This window comes from Achromobacter sp. 1L-A-4-B-C2 (assembly GCF_057291955.1).
This window is the reverse complement of the sequence record NZ_JBXAWP010000002.1, coordinates 696567-717521: the sequence shown is the minus strand read 5'-3', so window position 1 is coordinate 717521 and position 20955 is coordinate 696567. Positions and strand designations below refer to the sequence as shown.

At 66.1% G+C, this 20955-nt stretch carries 18 protein-coding genes; 6 read left to right on the top strand and 12 right to left on the bottom strand.

Annotated features, from left to right (window positions below):
* Positions 1-3 precede the first annotated feature (3 nt).
* The 4 genes from AC0Z35_RS10660 to AC0Z35_RS10645 form a co-directional block, all read right to left on the bottom strand.
* Complete coding sequence (locus AC0Z35_RS10660; protein WP_162941192.1) at positions 4-168, bottom strand: hypothetical protein; 165 nt, start codon at positions 166-168, stop codon at positions 4-6.
* Between the two features lie 258 nt (positions 169-426).
* A complete protein-coding gene (locus AC0Z35_RS10655; protein WP_046806835.1) occupies positions 427-834 on the bottom strand; it encodes a DoxX family protein in 408 nt (135 codons plus the stop codon).
* Between the two features lie 214 nt (positions 835-1048).
* Positions 1049-2437 carry an ATP-dependent RNA helicase DbpA gene (dbpA, locus tag AC0Z35_RS10650; protein WP_046806836.1) on the bottom strand — a complete coding sequence of 463 codons (1389 nt, stop codon included), beginning with the start codon at positions 2435-2437 and terminating at the stop codon, positions 1049-1051.
* Between the two features lie 235 nt (positions 2438-2672).
* On the bottom strand, positions 2673-3431 hold the full coding sequence (locus tag AC0Z35_RS10645) for an IclR family transcriptional regulator (RefSeq protein ID WP_046806837.1): 759 nt from the start codon (positions 3429-3431) through the stop codon (positions 2673-2675).
* A 192-nt stretch (positions 3432-3623) separates the two neighbouring features.
* Between AC0Z35_RS10645 and xsc the strand changes: the two genes are divergently transcribed.
* The 4 genes from xsc (at position 3624) to AC0Z35_RS10625 (ending at position 8345) form a co-directional block, all read left to right on the top strand.
* Positions 3624-5435, top strand: a complete 1812-nt coding sequence (xsc, locus tag AC0Z35_RS10640; RefSeq protein ID WP_314364146.1) for a sulfoacetaldehyde acetyltransferase — start codon at positions 3624-3626, stop codon at positions 5433-5435.
* Positions 5425-6402: a bifunctional enoyl-CoA hydratase/phosphate acetyltransferase gene (locus AC0Z35_RS10635; RefSeq protein ID WP_485131938.1), complete on the top strand. Its 978-nt coding sequence runs from the start codon at positions 5425-5427 to the stop codon at positions 6400-6402. The genes xsc and AC0Z35_RS10635 overlap by 11 nt, the downstream gene beginning before the upstream one ends.
* 127 nt (positions 6403-6529) lie before the next feature.
* Positions 6530-6922, top strand: coding sequence for a nuclear transport factor 2 family protein (locus AC0Z35_RS10630; protein ID WP_120155085.1), 393 nt, complete (start codon positions 6530-6532; stop codon positions 6920-6922).
* Positions 6923-6941: 19 nt separating this feature from the next.
* On the top strand, positions 6942-8345 hold the full coding sequence (locus AC0Z35_RS10625) for an NAD(P)/FAD-dependent oxidoreductase (protein ID WP_485131937.1): 1404 nt from the start codon (positions 6942-6944) through the stop codon (positions 8343-8345).
* A 77-nt stretch (positions 8346-8422) separates the two neighbouring features.
* Here the strand turns inward: AC0Z35_RS10625 and pdxR are convergent, their stop codons facing one another.
* The 4 genes from pdxR to tauA form a co-directional block, all read right to left on the bottom strand.
* Positions 8423-9955 carry a MocR-like pyridoxine biosynthesis transcription factor PdxR gene (gene pdxR / locus AC0Z35_RS10620; RefSeq protein ID WP_485131936.1) on the bottom strand — a complete coding sequence of 511 codons (1533 nt, stop codon included), beginning with the start codon at positions 9953-9955 and terminating at the stop codon, positions 8423-8425.
* Positions 9956-10132: 177 nt separating this feature from the next.
* Positions 10133-10960 (bottom strand): ABC transporter permease subunit, encoded by an 828-nt coding sequence (locus AC0Z35_RS10615; protein WP_104145673.1) that lies wholly within the window; start codon positions 10958-10960, stop codon positions 10133-10135.
* Complete coding sequence (locus tag AC0Z35_RS10610) at positions 10953-11795, bottom strand: taurine ABC transporter ATP-binding protein (protein WP_046806843.1); 843 nt, start codon at positions 11793-11795, stop codon at positions 10953-10955. Before AC0Z35_RS10610 ends, AC0Z35_RS10615 begins: the two co-directional genes overlap by 8 nt.
* A 67-nt stretch (positions 11796-11862) precedes the next feature.
* Complete coding sequence (gene tauA / locus AC0Z35_RS10605; protein WP_485131935.1) at positions 11863-12891, bottom strand: taurine ABC transporter substrate-binding protein; 1029 nt, start codon at positions 12889-12891, stop codon at positions 11863-11865.
* Positions 12892-13299: 408 nt separating this feature from the next.
* On the opposite strand from tauA, the gene AC0Z35_RS10600 reads away from it, so the two are divergent.
* Both AC0Z35_RS10600 and AC0Z35_RS10595 read left to right on the top strand, forming a co-directional pair.
* On the top strand, positions 13300-15021 hold the full coding sequence (locus AC0Z35_RS10600) for a methyl-accepting chemotaxis protein (protein WP_485131934.1): 1722 nt from the start codon (positions 13300-13302) through the stop codon (positions 15019-15021).
* A gap of 150 nt (positions 15022-15171) precedes the next feature.
* Complete coding sequence (locus AC0Z35_RS10595; protein WP_046806846.1) at positions 15172-16515, top strand: amidohydrolase family protein; 1344 nt, start codon at positions 15172-15174, stop codon at positions 16513-16515.
* 44 nt (positions 16516-16559) lie between these two features.
* Here the strand turns inward: AC0Z35_RS10595 and AC0Z35_RS10590 are convergent, their stop codons facing one another.
* The 4 genes from AC0Z35_RS10590 to AC0Z35_RS10575 all read right to left on the bottom strand — a co-directional run bounded on the left by AC0Z35_RS10590 (position 16560) and on the right by AC0Z35_RS10575 (position 20776).
* The gene (locus AC0Z35_RS10590) at positions 16560-17252 is read right to left on the bottom strand and encodes a response regulator (protein ID WP_046806862.1); all 693 of its coding nucleotides are present in this window, start codon (positions 17250-17252) and stop codon (positions 16560-16562) included.
* Positions 17253-17931: 679 nt separating this feature from the next.
* Positions 17932-18477 carry a GTP cyclohydrolase I FolE gene (gene folE, locus AC0Z35_RS10585; protein WP_006219193.1) on the bottom strand — a complete coding sequence of 182 codons (546 nt, stop codon included), beginning with the start codon at positions 18475-18477 and terminating at the stop codon, positions 17932-17934.
* Positions 18478-18671: 194 nt separating this feature from the next.
* Positions 18672-19328 (bottom strand): response regulator, encoded by a 657-nt coding sequence (locus tag AC0Z35_RS10580; RefSeq protein ID WP_046806847.1) that lies wholly within the window; start codon positions 19326-19328, stop codon positions 18672-18674.
* Positions 19325-20776: a cache domain-containing protein gene (locus AC0Z35_RS10575; protein ID WP_485131933.1), complete on the bottom strand. Its 1452-nt coding sequence runs from the start codon at positions 20774-20776 to the stop codon at positions 19325-19327. The genes AC0Z35_RS10580 and AC0Z35_RS10575 overlap by 4 nt, the downstream gene beginning before the upstream one ends.
* Between the last annotated feature and the right edge of the window lie 179 nt (positions 20777-20955).

Here is a 20955-nt window from a genome sequence, read left to right as displayed (position 1 = left end):
CGGTCAATAACCGCGGTAGTAGTAATGCGGCGCGGGATACGCCGGGTAGTAATAGTGCGGCGTGTAATACACCGGCGCGGGGCGATAGTACGCCGGGCGGGCCGGCACCACGACGCATCCGGTCAGCGTGCTGGCGATCACCATCATCAACAAAAGGCGCTTCTTCATGTTCTTGACTCCCTACCTGCGCCAGGCGTGTCATACGCCCTTGGTGCGCTGGTAAGGATTAGGCCATACCGGATGGCAGTCGTTCGCCTCTTGTAATCGATCCGAAACAGCTTTCGCGTGACCGATGTTTGCGCCTGCGTGACGGCGCATGTCGTTGGTATCAAACGTTGCGGAAAAAAGAACGGGGCCGCCATGGCGACCCCGTTTTGCGTCACGCCGCGTCACGCCGCGTAACGGCGATGGCGGCAGTGGAGGCGATCAGTTCCAGCGTCCGCCGTTGCCGGCCAGGCTGAAACGGCCGGCGCCCATGAAGGCCAGCGCCAGCGCGGTGAACAGGAACATGCCTTGCAGTTCCAGTGCCCAGCCGCCATTGTTGGTCATGCTGCTGAGCTGCCCGGTGTGCGCCAACAAGATGGCAACCACCATATTGATGGCGATGATCAGGCCACCCAGGCGCGTGTACACGCCAACGATGAGCAGAACGGGCGCGATGATCTCGCCCACGTAGACGCCATAGGCAAGAAAGCCCGGCAGGCCGTGCGAAGACAGCATGCCGCTGATGCCGGTAACGCCATTGCCCATCAATTTGGACAAGCCGTGCAGCAGAATCAGGATGCCCAAAGCCAGGCGCAGGATCAGCTTGCCGGTATCGTCGGACTTGATCATGGTGAATTTCTCTTGTGATGGTTAAAGGAGGACAAGGCTACGTTGGAACCCACCGCGAACCATTGGTTCCAAGCCCACACCGCCGCGCATCCGACGGGGCGGCTGCGTCAAGCGGCGCCATTATGGCAAATGCCCTGCAAAATCATCAAGCTTTCGTCACGTCCTGGCGGTAATTGCTGGCGGTACCGCCGGGCGTATCGAACCCTGCCAAAAATCAGAATTCCTCAAGAAAGCGCATACGGAAGCGCCGGCCCTTGATGTTGCTGTTGGACACGCGCGAAAACGCCTGCTTGGCAATCTGGCGGTCCAGCGCCACGTAGGCGTTGAATTCCGTGATGTTGATCTTGCCCACCTGTTCAAACGTCAGCCCGCCGTCGCCCGTCAGGGCACCCAGCAGGTCGCCCGGGCGCAGCTTGTCTTTCTTGCCGCCCTGGATGCACAGCGTGACCATGGGCGCACGCAAGGGGCGGTCGGCCTTGGGTTTCAGCGATTTGATGTCGCCCCACTTCAAGGGCGAGCCCTGGTATTGCTCAACCAGGTTGGCCCAGCGCATCTCGTCGGGCGAACACAGGCTTAGCGCCAAACCCTTCTGATCGCCCCGGCCGCTGCGGCCGATGCGGTGCACGTGCACTTCGGTGTCCTTGGTGACGTCCACGTTGATGACGGCGCCCAGATTCTGGATGTCCAGGCCACGGGCCGCCACGTCGGTCGCCACCAGCACGGCGCAGCTCTGGTTGGCGAACTGGATCAGGATCTCGTCGCGTTCGCGCTGTTCCAGGTCGCCATTGAGCGCCTGTGCGCTGATGCCGTCGGCTTGCAGGCGTTCCACCAGGTCGTGGCTGCGGACCTTGGTGTTGCAGAACGCCAGCGTGGACACGGGGCGGTAATGCGCCAACAGGCGGGCCACGGCGTCCAGGCGGTCTTTTTCGTCGATTTCAAAGAAGATCTGTTCGATGCGGCTGGCGTCGTGCTGCGCCTCGACCTTGACCTCGGCGGGGTTGCGCAGAAACCGCGCGCTGAGCTTGCGGATGTTGTCGGGGTAGGTGGCCGAGAACAACAGCGTCTGGCGCTTGGTGGGGCAGTGCGAGGCAATGGCCACGATGTCGTCGTAGAAGCCCATGTCGACCATGCGGTCGGCTTCGTCCAGCACCAGCGTGGTCAGGCCGGCCAGGTCCAGGCTGCCGCGTTCCAGATGGTCCTGGATACGGCCGGGCGTGCCCACCACCAGATGCGCGCCGCGCGCCAGCGATTCGGCTTGGGGGCGGGCAGGCGCGCCGCCGCACAGCGTCAAGATCTTCACGTTGGGAATCAGGCGCGCCAGACGGCGCAGTTCCTGTGCAACCTGGTCGGCCAATTCGCGGGTGGGGCACACCAGCAACGCTTGCGGCGCCAGGCGGGTGGGGTCCAGCTTTTGCAGCACGCCCAGGCCAAACGCCGCGGTCTTGCCGCTGCCGGTCTTGGCTTGCGCGATGATGTCGCGGCCTTCCAGGATCAGCGGCAGGCTTTGCGCCTGGATAGGCGTCATTTGCTCAAACCCCAGGCTTTGCAGGTTATCAAGCAGGGCGGGCAGAAGGGGAAGGGTAGAAAAGGGCGTGTTGGTCACAATAGGGCGGTTCGCAAAAACCGCGAAAAAACGAAGTCGACCGACAGTGTAAGCCCTGGAGTGGGCGGACCCTAGCCCGCAGCCCTGGCCCTGGCCACAGCCCCAGCCCCACAGCCCCAGCCCCACAGCCCCACAGCCCAGTCCAGCCCAGCCCAACCCAGCCCAACCCAGCCCAACCGAGCCCAGCCCAGCCCCAGCCCCAGCCCAGCCGCCCGCTGTGCCGCTAGCCCCGCCGCTACCCTTCAGCGTCGTAGGTGCCGGCCAGCGCGCGGGCGGCCTCTTGCATGCGGGGCAGCCAGCCGCGCGCCCCGTCGATGGACAAGCGGGCCACCGGCGCGTGCAGCGCCACGGCGGCGATCACCCGCGAGCCACGCAGGATCGGCACGGCCATGCAGACGATGCCCAGGAGGAATTCCTCGCGGTCAAAGCTGGCGCCTTCCTTCTTGATGGCGCGCAGCTCGTTTTCCAGCGCGCCCACCTCGCACAACGTGTTCGGCGTGTAACGCGGCAGGGGCGCGGCGGCCAGCAGGCGCGCGCGCGCCTCGCGCCGCATGTGCGCCAGAAACAGCTTGCCGCTGGCCGAACAATGCAGCGGCACGCGCGAGCCCGTTTGCAGGTTCACCCGCAGCGGCCAGGCGGTTTCCACGCGGTCCAGGTAAATGACTTCGTCGCCATCCAGCATGGTGCAGTTACAGGTTTCGCCGATTTCGTCGACCAGGCTGTCCAGGATGCGATGGCGTTCACCGCGCAAGGGGGAATTAAGCAGCGTCTCGCGGGCCAGGGCGCTAAGCCGGGGGCCGCTGACATAGCTTTTGCCGGCGGGTTCGCGCAGCAGCATCCCGGCGTCGACCAGCCGCGTCAGGATGCGCAGCACCGAGGGCTTGGGCAGGCCCGTCGCGTCGGTCAGGGCCGCCAGCGACACCGGCGCGTCGGACCGGGCTACCTGTTCCAAGAGGGTCAGCGCGCGTAGCGCGGCAGAGGATTCGTCTTTCATCTTTCAATATTTGAAGATTCAGCTGCCAGGGCGCCATCGTCGTACGGATTTTGCAGAAAATGGAACGCAGTGGGATGGGAAACGCGGGATTTCTCCGGCAGTATCGATTCACCCCGGCCACGATGCAAGCACGATGCGGGCAACCGCCCCGCGTGCCACCTCCCACAGCGCCGGCCTGCCAGGAGAGACACCATGAGCAGCAAGCAACACATGACCCCCAGTGAAGCGTTCGTTGAAACGTTGGTCGCGCAGGGCGTCAAGGACGTATTCGGCATTGTGGGTTCGGCCTTCATGGACGCGCTGGACTTGTTCCCCGCCGCCGGCATCCGCTTCGTGCCCACCGTGCACGAGCAGGGCGCCGCCCACATGGCCGACGGCTATTCGCGCGTGACCGGCCGCCACGGCGTGTGCATCGCCCAGAACGGGCCGGGCATCACCAACTTCGTCACCGGCGTTGCCGCGGCGTACTGGGCGCACAGCCCCGTCGTGGCGATCACGCCCGAAACCGGCACGGCCGGCATGGGCCTGGGCGGTTTTCAGGAAACCGAGCAGCTGCCCATTTTTTCCCGCATCACCAAGTACCAGGCGCACGTGAACCGGCCGGATCGCATGGCGGAATTCACCGCCAAGGCCTTTGACAACGCGATGGCCGAACGCGGCCCGACGCAGCTGAACATCCCGCGCGATTATTTCTACGGCGAGATCGATGTGGCCATCCCCGAACCGCGCCGCGTGCGCCGGGGGCCGGGCGCCGAAGAAGACCTGGAAGCGGCGGCGCGGCTGCTGGCCGAGGCCAAATTCCCGGTCATCGTGGCGGGCGGCGGCGTGCTGTTTTCCCAGGGCCAGGCGGAATGCGTGGCCTTGGCCGAACTGCTGGGCGCGCCGGTCGTTACCAGCTATCTGCACAACGACGCCTTTCCCGCGAGCCACCCGCTGTGGTGCGGCCCGCTGGGCTATCAAGGGGCCAAGGCCGGCATGAAGCTGCTGTCGCAAGCCGACGTCGTGCTGGCGCTGGGCACGCGGCTGGGGCCGTTCGGCACCTTGCCGCAGCACGGCCTGGACTACTGGCCGCAGGGCGCGCGCATCATTCAGGTGGATGCCGACCACCGCATGCTGGGGCTGGTGCGGCCCGTGTCGGTCGGCATCTGCGGCGACGCCAGGCCCGCCGCCGCCGCGCTGACCGAAAAGCTGAAGTCGCGTGACGTCGCTTGCGTGCGCACCAAGGCCGCGCGCGGTGACGACATCGCCTCGCAAAAGGCCGCCTGGGAAGCCGAGCTGGATGGCTGGTCGCACGAACGCGACGACTGGAGCCTTGACATCATCGAACAAGGCGGCGGCCGCATGCACCCACGGCGCATGCTGCGCGAGCTGGAACGCGCGATGCCCAAGCATGTCATGGTGTCCACCGACATCGGCAACATCTGCTCGGTGTCCAACAGCTATCTGCGCTTTGACGAGCCGAACTCCATGCTGGCCGCCATGAGCTTCGGCAACTGCGGCTACGCGCTGCCCGCGTTGATCGGCGCCAAGCTGGGCCGCCCGGACCGCCCGGCCGTGGCCTATGTGGGCGACGGCGCGTGGTGCATGAGCTTTCAGGAATTGCTGACGTGCGTGCGCGAAAAGATCCCGGTCACGGCCGTGGTGTTCCATAACGGCCAGTGGGGCGCGGAAAAGAAAAACCAGGTGGACTTCTATGGCCGCCGCTTCGTGGGCAGCAATCTGCTGAACCCGAATTTTTCCGAGCTGGCGCGCGCCATGGGCGCCGAGGGCATCCGCGTCGAACACGCGGACCAGGTGGGCGCGGCGTTGCAGGCGGCGTGCCAGGCGCAGTCCGAAGGCAAGACCACGGTGCTGGAAATGATGGTCAGCCAAGAGCTGGGCGATCCGTTCCGGCGCGACGCGCTGAAGCAGCCCGTGCGCTTTCTGGATAAGTACAAGCGCTACGTCAACCAGCCGTTCCAGGCGGGCGAGGTGCCGTTGCCGATCGATCCGGTTGGGCGTTAGGGCCAGCCGCCGCCAGAGACCAGGAGCCCGCCGTATGGCTAGCGATCAATTGTTCGCGCCCCTGCGCGATGCCGCGCTGTCGGCGGGCCGTTTGCGCACGGCGGTGGCGTACCCCATGTCGGCCTCCAGTCTGGATGCCGCCGTGCAGGCGCAGCGCGCCGGCCATATCGAGCCCGTGCTGGTGGGGCCGGCGCGCAAGCTGCTTGACCGCTTGGCACAGGCGGGCTTGCGGCCGGGCGACTTCGACATCGTCGACACGCCCGATGACGAATGCCTGGCCGCGCAGACGGCGGCGGGGCTGGCGCGCGACGGCGCCGTGCAGATGTTGATGAAGGGCAGCCTGCATACCGAACACTTCATGGCCGCCGTGGTGTCGCGCGAATCCGGTTTGCGCACGAGCCGGCGCGTCAGCCATGCCTTTGTGATGGGCGTTGCCGCCTACGCCAAGCTGTTCATCCTGACGGACGCGGCGGTCAACATCGCGCCTACGCTGATGGAAAAGGCCGACATCGCGCAAAACGCCATCGACCTGGCGCAAGCGCTGGGCATCGACCGGCCCAAGGTGGCGGTGTTGTGCGCCACGGAATCCGTCAACCCGGCCATGCCCGCCACGCTGGACGCGGCGGCCCTGTCCAAGATGGCCGACCGCCAGCAGATACGTGGCGGCGACATCGATGGCCCGCTGGCATTCGACAACGCCATTTCGCGGCAGGCGGCGCACGAAAAGGGCATTGTGTCGCGCGTGGCGGGCGACGCCGACATCCTGCTGGCGCCCGACATCGAAGCGGGCAACATGCTCTACAAGGAGCTGACCTGGCTGGCCGGCGCGGACACCGCCGGGCTGGTACTGGGCACGCGCGTGCCGGTGCTGCTGACCAGCCGGTCCGACTCCGTGCAGGCGCGCGTCAACAGCTGCGCCATCGCGGTGCTGCACGCCCGTGCCTTGCTGGCAGCACGCGACGCTTGAACCCGGAAAATTCTGGTGCAAGCGATTTGCCGCGTCTGGTTCTAGACCCTGCCACCCCCGCCACGTACCTTGAGTCCAGACGCCCGCGCGCGCTTTGCGACGGGTATTTCGACACAGGGAGCAGGCAATGCCAAACACCGTCACCGCCGACATGCTGGCCGAATTCGCGGCCGCCTGGAACCGCCACGATATCGACGCGCTGATGCGCTTCATGACGCAAGACTGCGTGTTCGAGACCGTCGGCGGACCGGACGCCTGCGGCAGCCGGCACACGGGGGCGGAAGCCGTCCGCACGGCCTTCGCGGCGGCCTGGAAGAACTTCCCGGATGCGCAATGGAACAACGGCCGGCATTGGGTGGCGGGCGATCGTGGCGTGTCGGAATGCACATTCACGGGAACGGCGGCCGACGGCACGCGCGTCGAGGCCGACATGGTCGATATCTTCACCTTTCAAGACGGCAAGATCCGCGTGAAGAACGCGTTCCGCAAGCAGCGGCCCGCATTGCCCGCCCGGGCGTGAGACGCGCATGGATACCCAAATGTCCTTCGACACTACGCGCCCGGCGCCGGCCGCCGCCGCACGCGTGAACGCCTACAACCCCACGTACGACCCGCTGGTGTCGCCACCCGGCCAGGGGCAGGACTACGCGCCCACCTACTGGGTCGCCACCGCGGGCGCACCGCCCGAAGACGATGGCCCCATCCAGGGCGACGTGGATGCCGATGTGGTGATTGTGGGTTCGGGCTTCACGGGCCTGTCCGCCGCGCTGACGCTGGCGCGCGACTTCGGCGTGCGCGCGCTGGTGCTGGACGCCAACCGCGCGGTGTGGGGCTGCACCAGCCGCAATGGCGGGCAGGGGCAGAATGCCTCCGGGCGCCTGTACCGGTCGCAATGGATCGGCCGCTGGGGCATGGATACCGCCAAGCGCCTGGACGCCGAAATCCGCGAAGGGTTCGAATACTGGAAAAGCCTGGTGGCCCAGGTCGATTGCGACGCGCAGCCCGGCGGGCATCTGTACACCGCGCATCGGCAGAAGAAGATGGCGTTCCTGGCGAACGAGGCGCGCGTCATGCGCGAGGTGTTCGGCTACGACGCCCGCATGCTCAGCCAGGGTGAGTTGCGTGAACGCTATGTGCACGATCACGAGGCCGTCGGCGCCATGCACGAGCCCGACGGCGTGGGCGTGCATCCCTTGAAGCTGGCGTATGGTTATTTGCGCCAGGCGCGCGCGCTGGGCGTGCGCGTGCATCCGTCCAGCCCGGTGCTGGGCTGGCGCCGCGACAATGGCGCCATCGCCCTGCAAACCCCGGCGGGTGTAGTGCGTGCGCGCCGCGTGGCGTTTGCCACCGGCGGCTACACGGCGCAGGGCATCAACCCGTTGCTGGACAATCGCATCATGCCGGTGCTGTCCAATTCCATGGTGACGCGTGTGCTCTCCGACGCCGAGCGCGAGGCCGCCGGCCTGAAAAGCACCGTGTTCATCACCGACACCCGCACCTTGCGTTTCTATTACCGCCTGCTGCCCGACGGCCGCATGCAGATCGGCAGCCGTAGCGCCTTGCGCGGCGCCGACGCCCAGCACCCGCGCCACCTGGCCTTGCTGCGCGAGGGGCTGGCGCGCAAGTTTCCGTCGCTGCGTGATGTCGAGGTGGCGTATTCGTGGTGGGGCTGGGTCGACGTCAGCCACGACATGATGCCGCGCGTAACGCAGCCCGACCCGTCCCAGCCCGTGTACTACGCCTTTGGCTACGGCGGCAACGGGGTGGCGTTCTCGGCCCAGGCCGGCAAGCGGCTGGCCCAGCGGATGATGGGCCAGGACGGCGCGCCCTGGAACCTGCCCATCTACGATTCACCGCTGCCCGGGCACCTGTTCGCCCCGTTCAGGCGGCTGGGGCAGGGGCTGCTGTATCGCTGGTATCACCTGCGGGACGAGCATCTGTAGCGTGCACAGGTGTCGTGCATCGGTGGCGGGGCCCCCGTAGCGTGCAAGCTGAACCGCGTGCCGAACGCGGCCCGCGCCTACGCCGCCGCCCGCAGCCGATACCGGCGCACCACCTGCGCCAGTTTTGCGATGCCCGGTTCGATCAGTTCGGGCCGTATCGACGTGAATCCCACACGCAGGAAGTTGCGGGGCGCGTCGGCCCCGTTCATGAAAAAGACGTCGCCCGGTTCCACCACCACGCCCTCGGCCAGCGCCGCCTCGGACAGCTGCGCCGCGTTCAGCCAGGGTGGGCCTTGCAGCCAGCACGACGACGACCCCGTGATGGGCGTGGGCGTGAAGTCGGGCAAGTGGCGGGCCAGCGCGTGCGCCAGTTCCGCGCCGCGCCGCTGATACGCCTGCGATTGCTTGCGCAGCAGTGAATGGTGATGGCCCAGCGAAATAAACAGCGAAAACGCGCGCTGGATGTACGCGGACGGGTGCCGCAGCATCAGCCGGCGCAGCGCGCGCAGTTCGCGGGTCAGCTCGCGCGGGGCAACGATATAGCCGATGCGCAGGCCCGGCGCGAACGACTTCGCCAGGCTGCCGACATAGATCACCCGCCCGTCACGGTCCTGGCTTTTCAGCGCCGGAATCGCGCCTTCGCCCCAGCGGCTTTCGCTTTCGAAGTCGTCTTCGATAATCATGCTGTCGGCCTGTCGCGCCAAGGCCAGCAGGGTTTCGCGGCGTTCCATCGACAGCGTGACGGTGGTGGGGCATTGATGCCCCGGCGTCACAAACACATAGTCGCAGCCCAGCAGATGCGTGCCCGTGCACAGGCCGCCTTCGTCCACCGGCATCGGCAGCAAGTGGCGCGTATGGCTGGCAAAGATGTTGCGGGCGTCGGGGTAGCCGGGGTCTTCCATGCCGACCACGGTGTCTTCGTTGACCAGCAGGTCCGCCAGCAGATACAGGGCGTGCTGCGCACCCACGGTGATCACGATTTCTTCGGCATCCGCCCACACGCCCCGGCGCGGCAATACCTGCGTGCGGATCTGTTCGATCAGCGCGGGGTCGTCGTGCGTGATCAGGTCGGGCGCCCAACTGCGGATGTCCAGTACCGACAGCGCCTTGATGCAGCATTCGCGCCATTCGGCGGTGGGAAACAGGTCTGCGTCGAACTGGCCGTACACAAACGGGTAGGGCTGCTTCTGCCAGTCTTGCGGCTTGGTGATATTGCGCTGTTGCGATGGCCGAAAGCGCAAGCGCTCGTCCCAGCGCACGCGTTGCGGGGCCTCAACGTCCAGCATGGCGGCGGTCGGATCGGGCGCCGAACCCGAATGCCCCTGCATCACCGAATCGCAAACGAAATGGCCGCTACGTTCGCGCGACACCAGATACCCTTCGCTGACCAGCTGCTGGTACGCAAAGACCACCGTGTTGCGCGCAATGCAAAGCTGGTCGGCCAACTGGCGGCTGGACGGCACCGGCATGCCAGGCGGCAGGTGCCCGCTAAGAATGGCCGACACCAGCATCTGGCGCACGCGGCCTTGCAGGCTGAGGTTGGGCGCGCTTTCCCGTTCGAACAGGCGTTCCCACATCACAGGCTTTTGCATCGCGGCCTGGCTGGACATGACGGCTCCTTGTGATGGCGGCGCGGGGCCTCAAGGCAAGGGCCGCCGCGCGATCCGGTAGGTAGGATAGAGGACGCCCCTTTGGGGCGGAATGGGGGATTGCCCTGCCGGGCGCGTGCAGCGGCCGGGCAGGGCAATCGGGGCCGCGCCATCAGCCCGCCACATCGGCCCGTGCGGCTAGATGCGTCCCTTCCAGGGGATGGCAAATTTCTCCACGTATCGCACCAGCAGATCGAAGGCGAAGGCGAATACGCCGATCACGATGATGCCCATGATGACGATGTCGCTGGCCAGAAACTGCGCGGCGTTCAGCACCATGAAGCCCAGGCCCCGGTCCGCTGCCACCATTTCAGCGGCCACCAGCGTGGTCCACCCCACGCCGATGCCGATGCGCAGGCCCGTGAAAATCTCCGGCATGGCCGCCTTCAGGATCACGTGCCACACGATCTGCATCGGCGTGCCGCCCATGGCGTAGGCCGCATGGATCTGTTCGATGGATACCGACCGCACCCCGGCGCGCGCCGCGATGGCCATGGGTGCAAAGATCGCCAGATAAATCAGCAGGATCTTCGGAAATTCCCCGATGCCGAACCAGATGATGATCAGCGGCAGGTACGCCAACGGCGGCAGGGGGCGGTAGAACTCGATGGGCGGGTCGAAGATGCCGCGCGCGTAGCGGTTGACGCCCATCAGGATGCCGACCGGCACCGCCGTGATGCAGGCCAGGAAAAATGCCGAGAACACGCGTGTCAGGCTGGCCATGGCGTGTTCGGCCAAGGTGGAATTGGCCACGCCGTCGGTCATGGCCGACACGAACTTGTCGTACACGGCAAAGGGCGAAGGCAGGAACAGCGGCTTGACCCAGCCGGTGCTGGTCACCAGGAACCACAGCGCCACCAGCGCAATGCTGGTGATCAGGCTGATGTGGCCGCTGTAGCCCGCGCCGGGGGCGCCATAGACCTTGCCGGGGGCGGCCGGCTTGCGGCCCCCGCGCGGTTCACGCATGGGCCGGCTCGCGGGCGGGCTCGTGGGCGGCAAGCTCGTCGCCGTAGATGATGCCAAGGACTTGCTCGCGCATGGCGATGAAGTCGGGGCTGGATTTGATGCGGCGGCCATCGCGGGTCTCCAGGTAGCGCCGGTTGAAATCCGGCGTGAAGGTGTGCGTGATGCGCCCCGGGCGCGGCGACATGACGATGAGCCGCGATCCCAGGAACAGCGCCTCTTCCACGCTATGGGTAATGAAGAAGAACATCTTGTTGGTCTGGCGCCAGATATCCAGCAGCAGTTCCTGGATGGTTTCACGCGTCAGCGCGTCCAGCGCCGCCATGGGTTCGTCCATCAGCAGCATGGCGGGGTCGCAGGTCAGCGCGCGCGCAATGCCCACGCGTTGCTGCATGCCGCCGGACAGCTGGTAGATCATGTGACGGTGAAAGTCCTGCAAGCCCACCAGTTCCAGGTTGCGGCGGGCGCGGGCACGCCGCGTTTCCTTGTCCACGCCTTGCAGCTTCAGGCCAAATTCCGTGTTCTCCAGCACGTTCAGCCAAGGCAGCAGGGCGTGCTTCTGGAACACCACGCCCCGGTCGGCGCCCGGGCCAATGATGGGCCGCCCGCCCAGCGTGATCTGCCCTTCGGTAGGGGACAGAAAGCCGGCAAGCAGGCTAAGCAAGGTGGTCTTGCCGCAGCCCGACGCGCCCAGCGCCACGACGAACTCGCCGGGCTCGATGGTCAGGTTGACGTCTTGCAGCGCGATGACCGGCCCGCTGTCGTGCAAGCCGGGATAAGTGACGCTGACATGGTCCGCGCGCAGCGCCTGGGCGGCGGGCAGGGTCGGGTGGTTCATGCGGATTCCCCTTGTAACGGGACGCCCGCGTCTAGGCGGGCGTCCTTTCCGAAGACAGCCGGGCTACCTACTTGGCCGCCGCCTTCGCGTACTGGTCGGTCACGTGCGGGCTGTAGTCGGTCAGCGCCCGGTCGATCTGCTTCTGGTCCTTCAGGAACTTGGCGCTGGCGTCCAGCGCGCGCACCGCGCCGGATTCCTTGCCGCCACCCAGCCATGTCGGCGACGCCTGCTCTTGCGCGGTCGGGAACACCAGCAGCTTGAGCGCGCCGATGATGTCGTCCGGCTTGCCGCCGATCAGCCGCACGATGCCTTTGACCTGCGGCGAATCGGCCGTCCACTTGGCGCCGTTGGCCTGGTAGTCGGCATAGGACTTGGCCAGCACGCCCGTGAAGGCGGCCATGAACTTCGGGTTCTTCGCCGCCCAGGCGCGGTCCACGACGATGCCGTCGAACGTGGGCACGCTGGCGCGGCCGATGGCTTCGGAATCGGCAATCACCTTGCCGGTCTTTTCGATTTCAGTCAGCGCGGGCGGCCAGACGTAGGCGGCGTCGATGTCGCCGCGCTGCCAGGCGGCCACGATCTGCGGCGGCTGCATGTTCAGGATGCGCACGTCGCGCGGGTTGATCTTCCATACCTGGTCCAGGCCCACCAATAGGTGAAAGTGCGACGTCGATACAAACGGCGTCGCCACCCGCTTGCCCTTCAAATCAGCCGTGCTGTTGATGCCCGAGCCGTTACGCGCCACCAGTGCTTCGGACTTGCCGATGTTGTCCAGGATCCAGAACAGTTGCAGGTCCACGCCGCGCGTGGCGGCCGATGTGATGCCGGTCGACCCCAGCACCCCCACCGGCACATTGCCCGAGGCCAGCGCCGTGGAAATATCCCCGCCGGACGTGAACTGGCGCCAGTCGACCTGGTACCCGGCTTCCTTAAATGCGGCATCGAAACTGCCATCGGCAATGGACGACAAAAACGGGCCCACGATCTGTTGATAGCCCACCACCAGCTTGGTCTGGGCGTAAGCGGGCGCGGCCACCAGCGCAGCGGCAAGGCCGGCCAGGGTGCAGCGGCGGATGAGGCGGTAAATCGCGTTCATGGTGATCTCCGAAAGAGAGTGGGCCGCGCCCCGACGCGACCGGCTTTGTGCCGGTGCGGCCTGGTGCCAGTTTGCCCGGATAGGGCCAGAACGCTAGGTCCAGATGGGCGGTTCAGTAGGTGCCAAAGCGGCGACCCGAGCCGCGCGCGGGCGGGATGTGCCCATGGTGGTTCCCGGCATCGTCCAGCGGCTATCGGCCAAATGCCCGAGGCCCGCGCCAGCGCTCGTCGATAGCACCAAAGCATCGCTTTCGCGGTGACGGAAATGTCATTCATTTGTTAACGATTTGTCGGAGGCGCTGGGATACATTCGTTTCGTCCGACCCAGCGGGCGCGGTGGACACCCCAGGCCCTCAGTCCCCGCTGGCGCGCGTTGCTGCCCCGGGGTCATGAATTCCTTCGAGGTCGTATGTTCACTCACTTGAAAGTCCGCAGCTGTCTGGGCATTTTGCTTGCGCTGTTCTTCACCGGCATGCTGGTCGCCAACGGCGCGGCCTGGCTGGACACACGCTCCAGCAACGCCAAGCTGGGCCAGGTCAACGAAGCCTATTCAATGCGCGTCGTGCCCGTTTACGAGGCCTACACCCTGATGCTGCGCGCGCGCCTGGCGATGGACGCCGCGATGATCAACCGGCAGGTCGGCCGCACCACGGAAAGCGATGACGACGCCGCGCGTGCCGAAGACCTGTGGCGACGCTCGCGCGAGCGGTTCGATGCGTTCGCCAGCGAGGTGCGCGCGCCCGCGTTGCAGGAAAAAGCGGCCCCGGTGGCGGCCGCGTTCAAGCTTTACGACTCGTTGGCCGCCGAACAGTTCGAATCCATGCGCGGCCAGGACGCCCGGGCGTTCGCCTTGCAGATGGACGCGGTGCAGGGCGCCCACTTGGCGTTCGACCACGAAGTGGCCGGCTATCTGCGCTATGTCGACGCCCAGACCAACGGCTTTGTCGAAGCCGCCGCCACCCAGCACGTGCGCGCCAATACGCTGATCGCGGCGCTGCTTGCCGTGGCCGTGTTGCTCAGTATCGGCGCGGCGCTGTTTGTCAGCCGCTCGGTGTTACGCCCCTTGCTGCGCGCCGGCGCGCATTTTCAAAGCATCGCCGACGGCAATCTGACCAACCCGATCGAGATCAAATCGCACAATGAAATGGGTCAACTTTTTCTTGGCCTGCAACGCATGCAGGCCAGCCTGGCCAAGACGGTCGCCGCCGTCCGCCAAAGCGTGCACCAGATCAGCCACGGAACGCGCGACATCGCCGAAGGCAATGTGCTGCTGTCGTCGCGTACCGAACAGCAAGCCGCTACCTTGGAAGAAACGGCGCTGTCGATGGGCCGGCTGGCGGTAACCGTCAAGGAAAACGCCGACAACGCGCTGCGCGCCAACCAGCTGGCCGAAGGCGCGTCGCAGGTGGCGGGGCGGGGCGCGGCGGTGGTGGCCGACGTGGTCGGCACCATGCAGGACATCAGCGCCAGTTCGGCCAAGATCACGCACATCGTGTCGGTCATCGACGGCATTGCGTTTCAAACCAACATCCTGGCGCTGAACGCGGCCGTGGAAGCGGCGCGCGCGGGGGACCAGGGCAAGGGGTTTGCCGTGGTGGCCGGTGAAGTGCGGGCGCTGGCGCAACGCAGCGCGCTGGCCGCGCGCGAGATCAAGCAGCTGATCGCCGACTCGGCCGGCCGGGTGCAGGCGGGCGCGCAGCAGGTGGCGCTGGCCGGCGAAACGATGCGCGAAATCGAAAGCGCCGTGCACCGGGTGACCGACATCATGGGTGAAATTGCCGCGGCATCCAGCGAGCAGGCCCAAGGCATCGACCAGGTGAACCTGGCCGTGTCCAGCATGGACGAGGCCACGCAACAGAACGCGGCGCTGGTCGAGCAGGCCGCCGCATCGGCGCGCGCGCTGCGCGACCAGGCCGAAGGTCTGGCGCAAACCGTCGCCGTCTTCACCGTATCGCCGCGCGTGGTCATCGACATGCCCGATGCGCGTGTGTCGAATGCATCCACGGCAAACCAGACGAACCCGGCCCGGGCGGGGGCGCCGCGCAAGCGCGTGGCGTTGCAGCGCCCGGCAGCGGCGCCCGCGCCGGCGGGCCTGGGTGCGGCCGTGCAGGACGATTGGCAGGTGTTCTGACGAAGCGGCGCCGGAAGGAGGATCTGGCGCCCGCCCGGTAGTATCCGCTGGCCGGTTCCGTGGGGATAGGCCAGCGGTCGATCAACGCTACGCACGTGCGCAAAGCCGGGCAGCCGGTCGGCCGCGTGCCCTCACGACAAGAAGAAAACAATGAGCGATTTCGACATGGTGATACGCGGTTCGCTGGTCAACGCCGATAGCATTCTGGAAGACGGCTGGTTGGGGATCATGGACGGCAAGATCGCGGCAATGGGCAGCCACAGCCCGCCCGCCGCGCGGGATCTGGTGGACGCGCGCGGCTTGTGGGTGCTACCGGGCGCCGTCGACAGCCGTACGTATATCGGCGGCTGGGCCGATGGTTGCGGCATCCGCCGCGCCTCCCGGGCGGCAGCCGCAGGCGGCGTGACCACGCTGGTGGACATGCCTTACGAACACGCCGAGGTGGTCGCCAGCCGCGCGCAGCTGGATGCGATGGTCTCGCGCATCGGGCGTGAGGCGCATGTGGACGTGGCGGTGGCGGGCACCGTCAACACCCAGCACGGCCTGGATGCCGCTGACGCCCTGGCCAGCGGCGGCGTGTGCGCCTTTTCCATTCCCACGTTCGAGCACGAACGCAACCGCTTTGCCCATCACGAAAGCGATTTATTGCAGGCTTTTCAGGGCATTGCGCGCTTCGGCCTGGCGTGCAGCATGCACAACCACGCGCGGCTGACGGCCAGCCGTAACGCGCGGCGCTTGCTGGATGCCGGCCGGGCGGGCAGGGAAGTGCTGGCCCGCGCCAACCTGCCCCTGATCGAAGGCCTGACCACGCGCCTGCTGTGTCGCGTCGGCGCGGCGGCCGGGGTGCGCATGCAGGCGGCGGATGTGTGGTCCGAAGAAGGCTATGCCATGTGCGCCCGCTACCGCCAGGCCGGGCACTGGGTCACCATCGAAACCAGCCTGCGCAGCTTGGTCATGAGCACCGAAGATGCGATGCAGCAGTTTGGTGGATCAGCCGACGACTACCCCTTGCTGCGTCCCAGTGTCGAGGTCGACGCCCTGTGGCGGCGGCTGGCCACCGACATGTGCACCTTCGTGTCCAGCGGATACCAGGCGCGCGGCGACGACGCCGGTGATGACTCGGCCCCCACCGTGGACTACGGGCCCGACCTGCTCTTGCCCGCGCTGTGGTCCGGCTGCGAATCGCGCGGCCTGTCGCCCACGCTGGTGGTACGACTGCTGTCGCAAAAGCCCGCCGAACATTTCCTGCTGGACGACCGCAAGGGCTCGTTCGATATCGGCAAGGACGCGGACTTCGTCGTGCTGGCGCCCGGGCGGTCGGCGGCGCAGCCTGAGCAGGCGTTCGGCCGGCCCTACACCGTGCATGTGTTTGGCACGTGGCGCCGTGGCGAACTGGTGTATGACGGCAGCCAGGTGCAAGGCGAACCGGGCAAGGGCCGTTACCTGCGGCCGCGCGCCACGGTCCGTGAGGAGCGTGGCGCGATGATGATGTGACGCATGAGCCGATGCGCGCCGGGCGTGAGCGCGGCGCGCATTAATCAGTAGGGCGGGTCGCGTTGTTCCAGGACGTAGCCCAGGCCCCAGACGGTGTGCAGCAGGCGCGAACTGAAGGGGTCGTCCATTTTCATGCGCAGCCTGCGCACGGCCACGTCGATGGCGTTGGTGCCACGGTCAAAGTTGATGCCCCACACGTGCGCCGCCAGGTTCATGCGCGACTGCACTTCGCCATGCTTGCGCATCAGCCGTTCAAGCAGCGCGAATTCAATCGCGGTCAGCCGGATGCGTTGGCCTTCGCGCAAGGCCTTGCGGCTTAGCAGTTGCAGTTCAAGATCGCCCACGCGCAAGACGTGTTGCGTGCTGGGCTCGTCGGCCGGTGAGGATCGCCGGTTGATCGCCTTCATGCGCGCGACCAGCTCGCAGGTGGCATAGGGCTTGGCCAGGTAGTCGTCCGCGCCTTCGCTCAAGCCTTGCACGCGGGCTTGCAGTTCGTCGCGCGCCGAGACGATCAGCACCGGCACATTGCTTTCCTTGCGCAGTTCCCGCAGCACGGTGAAACCGTCCATCACGGGTAGCTGCACATCAAGCAGGATCAGGTCATAGGGAAATGTTTTTGCAATGCGTAGGCCGCTTACTCCATCGGTGGCAATGTGGACGATCTGGCCTTGCTCGGCAAGCGTATGGCTCAGTGCTTCCGCCGAGGTCTTGTCATTGTCGATTACGAGGACTTTCATGGGTTGCTGCATCGAATGGACGCCGCTGGCTTGCGGGGCCGCGCCAAGGCGCGAACCTGCAAATTGGCGGTCTTGTGCAAACGGACTGGCGCAACGATTGCAGCGATAAAGCGTGCACGCCAGGCGACCCGTCATGCTGACGGCTAATAACGCTCTTGTGAATTGGAAGAGTCTTAAAAATGCCCCGACCGGCAGGCCGGTCGGGGTAAAGCTGCTGCGAACGGTGTGTCAGATCGGGGGGGGGAAGGCGACGACACCGTTTTTGCTGCGACGACTGCAACTTCAAACAACAACTAGACATCTCACGACGTTCGCTTTCGGAGGCTGTGGCGGCTCCGATTGCTAGGCCGCGGTTCGCAGCGTAATGATTGTGAGGGGGCTGCGAATGACTTCAATGTAGAGCGCGTCGGCGCCCTCCGTTCGCTTGAAAACGGAGGCTTGCGGTGGGGATTTGGGGCGTTTCAATTGCCCGTGATAAGCCGGTCGATTCTGCGAATTCAGGCGGATATCCGGGCGGGTGCGCGCAGACGCTGCAAAACGAGGCGATGGGCTCGAAATGCCATCGCGCAATCCACCGAGCAAGGACGTCGGCGGGTGCTATCTCCGCGGATTCAATGCCAAGTGAAACGGGCGGTGCAGCCAGCTTGGCCGCACCGCCCGTTGTGGCGTGCTGGAACGATCAGCGGATCAGGCTGAGGAATTCGGCGCGGGTGGACGGGTTGTCATGAAATTCGCCCAGCATCACGGACGTGACCATGGACGAATTCTGCTTTTCAACGCCGCGCATCATCATGCACATGTGCTGCGCTTCGATCACCACGGCCACGCCGGCCGCGCCGGTCACCTTCTGCACGGCCTCGGCCACCTGGCGGCTGAGGTTTTCCTGGATCTGCAAGCGGCGCGCGTACATTTCAACGATGCGGGCCACCTTGGACAGCCCCAGCACCTTGCCCGCCGGCAGATACGCCACGTGCGCCTTGCCGATGAAGGGCAGCATGTGGTGTTCACACAGCGAATACAGTTCGATGTTCTTGACCAGGACAATTTCGCGCGTATCGGACGTGAACAGCGCGCCGTTCACGATTTCGTCCAGGTTCTGCGCGTAGCCCCGGCACAGGTGGCGCATGGCCTTGGCCGCGCGGGCGGGCGTATCGGCCAGCCCTTCGCGGCTTGGGTCTTCCCCTAGCGCTTCGAGAATGGCGGTGTAGTTCTTTTCCAATGACATGGGGGACTCCAGGGGCAACACGTTCATCGTGGCATTGTCGCGTGCCGCGTCGGCGACGCGGGAATGCAGGCAAGTCTACCGCAGCGCGCGCTTGCAATCATGGGTAACCCCACGCCATGGGCGGTTCATAGGTGGGTCAGGGCAGGGTAAAAGCCGCATTCATGCGCCGCCCGGTCCAGCCTTCGGTACGCTCGTCAAACCCCCCGGTTTTCCACCGCGTACTTGATCAGTTCGGCCTGCCCGTCGATACCCAGCTTGCGCTTGATGTTCAAGCGGTGCGTTTCCACGGTGCGCACCGACAGGCCCAGCGCGTGCGCGATCTGCTTGTTGGCCTGGCCGGTGGCGATGTGGCGAAGCACGTCGCGTTCCCGTTGCGTCAGCAAGGTGGCCGGTGCGCTGGCCTGCGACAAACGCACCGCGACGGACGCGCTGAAATAGCTGCGGCCTTCCATCACGGCGCTGATCGCCGTCACGATTTCCTCGGCCGGCTCATCCTTGAGCAGATAGCCGCGCGCCCCGGCCTTGACCGCCTGCACCATGTATTCCGGGTTGTCGTGCATGGTCAGCACCAGGACGGCAATCTGCGGATAGCGTTCGTGCAGTTGCGCCGTCAGTTCCAGCCCGCCGCCGCCCGGCATGTTCAGGTCCATCAGCGCCAGGTGGGGCAGGGTGTCGCCAAGCGGGGCTTCGGCCTGGCACGCGGCCAGGAATGCCAGCGCGGCGGCGGCGTTGCCGGCTTCGCCCACGACCTGAAGGCGGGGCACGGTTTCCAGCCGCAACCGCAGGCCGTCGCGTACCAGCGGGTGGTCGTCAACCAGCAACAGTCGAATGGCGTCGGGCGTGGAATTCATGCGGGGCTCGTTGAAGGGGGAGGGGCGGTCGGGGGAAGGGCGGCCGGGGGAAGGGCGGCCGGGGGCAGCGGCAGCCAGGCCTGCAAGGTGGTGCCTTGCTGGCTGGAATGAAAACTCAGGTTGCCTGACAGCGCGTTCAGGCGTTCGCGCATATTGCGCAGCCCGATGCCGCGTCGCGGGTCTTCCTGCACCTGTGCATAGTCAAAACCGCGTCCATCGTCGGTGATGGTCAGGCGCAGATCGTGCGCCGAATAGGCCAACGTCATGTCGGCGCGCGTGGCGTGGGCATGGCGGATCACGTTGGTCAGCGCTTCCTGCGTCACGCGGAACAGCGCGGTGGCGTAGGCGTCCGGCAGCTTCACAGGCTGGCCGGTGGTGGACAGGCGCACGGCCAGCGGCGGCGCGCCGTCCGTGCTGGGAATGGCGAATTCCCTGCCCAGATGTTCCAGCGCGGCGGGCAGGCCCAAGTCGTCCAGCAGGGTGGGGCGCAGATTATGCGAAATGCGCCGCACCTCGCCCACCGCCGTGTTCAGCCGGTCCAGCGCGCCGCCCAGCGGCTTGTCGATATGGGCATGGGCCTGGGGTTCGGCCGGCGGCGCCTGCCGTAATCTTTCCCGGGCGGCTTCCACCGATAGCTTGATCGATACGAGCACCTGGCTGATGCCGTCATGCAGCTCGCGCGACAGGCGCGCGCGCTCGTCCTCCTGCGACCGCACCACCTGTTGGGCCATCAGGCGCAGCTTGGCGTCGGACTGCCGGTGGTCGCTGATGTTCAGCGCCAGCCCACAGGCCGCCACAAACAGGATCGACACCACGGCAATGCCCGCCACCCAGGCGAACATGCTGCGGATGTTGGCCTGCGCGGCGGCATCGATACGCACCAGGGCCTGCTCCACGTCATCCAGATAGATGCCGGTGCCCAGCATCCAGCCCCACCGGTCCAGCACGACTACATAGCCCAGCTTCTCCACGGTCTGGTGCGTGGACGGCTTTTCCCACAGGTAATGCACCACCTCGCCTTGCTGCCCGCCCTGGCGCGCGGCCGCCAACAGGTTCTGGATGACGGCTTGCCCGCGCGTGTCGCGCAGGTTCCAGAGGTCTTGCCCCACCAGCTCGGGCTGGCGCGGGTGCATCAGGTTGTTGCCTTGCAGGTCGTAGACGAAGAAATAGCCATCGTGGCCGAACTCCATCTGCGCCAGCAGTTCCAGCGCTTTCTGGCGCGTGGCTTCGTCGTCGCCCGTGGCCTGCAACGGCGCCACGGCGCTGTAGGCCAGGCTGACATAGTGGCGCAACTCGCTTTCCTTGCTGGCCAGCCAGGCGCTTTCCACCACCTGCTTTTCGCGCTGGGCCAGCTGCAAGCCCTGCACGTAGACGGCCACGGTGATGGCGGCCAAGGCCACCAGCAACGGCACCGCTGCCAGCAGCAGGATCTTCAAGCGCAGCTTCATGGGAATTCTGTCTAAGGGGTAATTGGTGCGCCGCCGCATTGGGGCGGCCTGACGGAGGATGTTGATTAACAGCGAGGATTCACCGGATTCCGCCATTTTATGTTGCGGCGCATTGCGTAGTAATACGTACCCGGATTGCGTAGTTCCGCGCTTGTTGGCGGGGGGGCAAAACGAAATAC